Origin of the sequence: Rhodopseudomonas sp. (assembly GCF_048594845.1) — a bacterium.
Taxonomy (GTDB): Bacteria; Pseudomonadota; Alphaproteobacteria; order Rhizobiales; family Xanthobacteraceae; genus Rhodopseudomonas.
Genome location: NZ_JBMDXE010000179.1, coordinates 1 through 2973, shown reverse-complemented (window position 1 = coordinate 2973; position 2973 = coordinate 1). Strand labels below are relative to the sequence as shown.

General features: G+C 63.6%; 3 protein-coding genes. All 3 read left to right on the top strand.

The annotated features are described in order from the left end of the window. The first annotated feature begins 138 nt into the window (after positions 1-138). The 3 genes from ACOJTD_RS11280 to ACOJTD_RS11270 all read left to right on the top strand — a co-directional run bounded on the left by ACOJTD_RS11280 (position 139) and on the right by ACOJTD_RS11270 (position 2838). Positions 139-723 carry a TRAP transporter small permease gene (locus ACOJTD_RS11280; protein WP_420133004.1) on the top strand — a complete coding sequence of 195 codons (585 nt, stop codon included), beginning with the start codon at positions 139-141 and terminating at the stop codon, positions 721-723. Then, positions 720-2045, top strand: coding sequence for a TRAP transporter large permease (locus ACOJTD_RS11275; RefSeq protein WP_420133003.1), 1326 nt, complete (start codon positions 720-722; stop codon positions 2043-2045). The genes ACOJTD_RS11280 and ACOJTD_RS11275 overlap by 4 nt, the downstream gene beginning before the upstream one ends. 184 nt (positions 2046-2229) lie before the next feature. Then, positions 2230-2838, top strand: coding sequence for a Spy/CpxP family protein refolding chaperone (locus ACOJTD_RS11270; RefSeq protein WP_420133002.1), 609 nt, complete (start codon positions 2230-2232; stop codon positions 2836-2838). The last annotated feature ends 135 nt before the right edge of the window (positions 2839-2973 follow it).

Below are 2973 nucleotides of genomic sequence, written 5' to 3'. Positions count from 1 at the left end.
ACCAACTGAGATCGCCAGAGGGCGCCCGCGTCGACAAGCGCGGGCGCCCGTTGTATTTCCGGAGCGCACCGCGCGTCCGGCACCAATAACGGCCGCCGACGGATCAGCCCGGGCGGCCGATCGATTAGGGGGAGATGAATGTTTCTGCGCATCCTCGACAGGCTTGAGGAGATCCTGATCGCGACCATGATCGGCGGCGCCACGCTGCTGATCTTCGTCGCGGTGATGCACCGCTATCTGGTCGGGATCCCGCTGTTCTATCCGATCCTGTTTCCGATCGACCTGTCCTGGGCGCAGGAATTATGCATCTACATGTTCGTGTGGATGGCGAAGTTCGGCGCCGCCTACGGCGTGCGCACCGGCATCCATGTCGGCGTCGACGTGCTGGTCAACGTGATGCAGCCGCGCTGGCGCAAGGTGACGATCCTGTTCGGCCTGTTCTGCGGCGCGCTCTTCACCTTCATCATCGGCACGATGGGCGCCAAATTCGTCTACGGCCTGGTCGACACCAACCAGACCTCGCCGGATCTCGAGATCCCGAGCTGGATCGTCTATCTATGCATTCCGCTCGGCTCCTACCTGATGTGCTTCCGCTTCCTGCAGGTGGCATATCACTACGTGCGCCACCATCACCTGCCGCATCACGACCACAGCCATGTCGAAGGCATCGACGAGCCTCACATGCCGGGATCGGCGGCCGCAGCGGCGGAGGCGGTGCGATGAACACCGCGCTGATCTTCTCGCTGCTGATCGTCCTGATGCTGACCGGCATGCCGATCTCGATCGCGCTCGGCCTGACCGTGTTGTCGTTCGTATTCCTGTTCACCAATGTGCCGGTCGAGGCGGTGTCGCTGAAGCTGTTCACGGGGATCGAGAACTTCGAGATCATGGCGATCCCGTTCTTCATCCTCGCCGGCAACTTCCTTACGCACGGCGGCGTCGCGCGCCGCATGATCAACTTCGCCACCTCGATGGTCGGTCATTGGCACGGCGGCCTCGGTCTTGCGGCGGTGATGGCCTGCGCGCTGTTCGCCGCGGTGTCGGGCTCGTCGCCCGCCACGGTGATCGCGATCGGCTCGATCATGCTGCCGGCGATGGTGAAGCAGGGCTTCCCGAAGCGGTTCGGCGCCGGCGTCATCACCACGTCGGGCGCGCTCGGCATCCTGATTCCGCCGTCGATCGTCATGGTGGTGTATTCGGTGGCGACCGGCGGCTCGATCGCGCTCGATCCGGCGGGCAACCGCGTGTCGTCGGCCTCGGTCGGCCAGTTGTTCATGGCCGGCGTGATCCCCGGCATCATGCTGGCGACGCTGCTCGGCTTCACCACGTTCTATCGCGCCTGGAAGAACGACTATCCGCGGCTGCCACGCGCGAGCTGGGCAGAGCGGTTCGATGCGTTCCGCAAATGCATCTGGGGTCTACTGCTGATCGTGCTGGTGCTCGGCGGCATCTACGCGGGCTGGTTCACGCCGACCGAAGCGGCGGCGATCAGCGCGGTCTATGCGTTCTTCATTGCGGTGTTCGTCTATCGGGACCTGTCGATCCGCGACGTGCCGAAGGTGCTGCTCGGCTCGGCCAATATGAGCGCGATGATCCTCTACATCATCACCAACGCGGTGCTGTTCTCGTTCCTGATGGCCAACGAAAACATTCCGCAGCAGATCGCCGCCTGGATGTCGACCGCCGGCGTCAACTGGATCGTGTTCCTGCTGGTGGTGAACATCCTGCTGCTGCTCGCCGGCAACGTGATGGAGGCGACCTCGATCGTGCTGATCATGGCGCCGATCCTGTTTCCGGTCGCGGTGAAGCTCGGGATTCACCCGGTGCACCTCGGCATCTTGATGGTGGTCAACATGGAGGTCGGCATGTGCCACCCGCCAGTGGGCCTGAACCTCTACGTGGCATCAGGGATAGCCAAAATGGGCATTACCGAACTCACAGTCGCGGTGATGCCATGGCTACTGACGATGATCGCGTTCCTCGGCGTCGTCACCTATGTGCCGGAGATTTCGCTGTGGCTGCCGCGCATGCTCGGCATGCTTTAAGAGCGGTATGAACGTGTGCTGAACGGTTGCTAGCAACACGCTGATACATCGCGAAACGTTCGGGCTCCCGAACTAATTCCGTGGAAGATGACATCTTGGTCATCTTCCACTTTCTGTCCAAAGCGTAAGTTGAACGGGCAGAGCGGCGACCTCATCTTCGGGAGACCTTTGCAAGGAGGTTTCCATGAAGAAGGTTCTGCTCGCCGGCGCGACCGTGCTGGCTCTCGCCGGCTCCTCAGCCGCTTACGCCCAGCATCACGGCTGGTTCGACCATCACCGCGACCATAGCCCGAAGGCCAGCGCAGAGGATCGCGCCGCCTTCGCCGATGCCCGGATCGCGGCCGTGCATGCGGGGCTCAAGCTGACCCCGGATCAGGAAAAGCTGTGGCCGCCGCTCGAGGCCGCGGTGAAGGACTTCGCCAAGCTGCGGATCGACCGCGCCGAGGCGCGCATCAAGGCGCGCGACGACGATCGCGACAGTCAGGCGGTCGATCCGGTGTCGAGACTGCGCGACCGCGCCGACTCCATGGCCGCGACCGCCGCGGCGATGAAGAAGATCGCCGACGCGGCCGACCCGCTCTACAAGTCGCTGGATGATGGCCAGAAGCGTCGCCTGCGGGTGTTGACCCGAATGGAGGGGGGCTGGGGCCGGGGCCCGCATCACCATCGCTGGATGCACCGGAACGACGACGATCGCGGCCCGCGCTGGAACCGCGACCGCGGCCCGGGTGGTCCCGGTGGCCCCGGCATGATGGAAGACCATGACGATGAGGGCGGCCCGCACCGGCTTTGATGCCCTCGTGGCGTCGTTCGGTCCTGAAAACCGCCGGCTTGCCGGCGGTTTTCTTTGGTCCACAAGAAATCCGGAATGACGCAAAAATGTCGTCTGGCTTGCTGGACATCTCCGATCTGCTTTGCTAAACGCAGC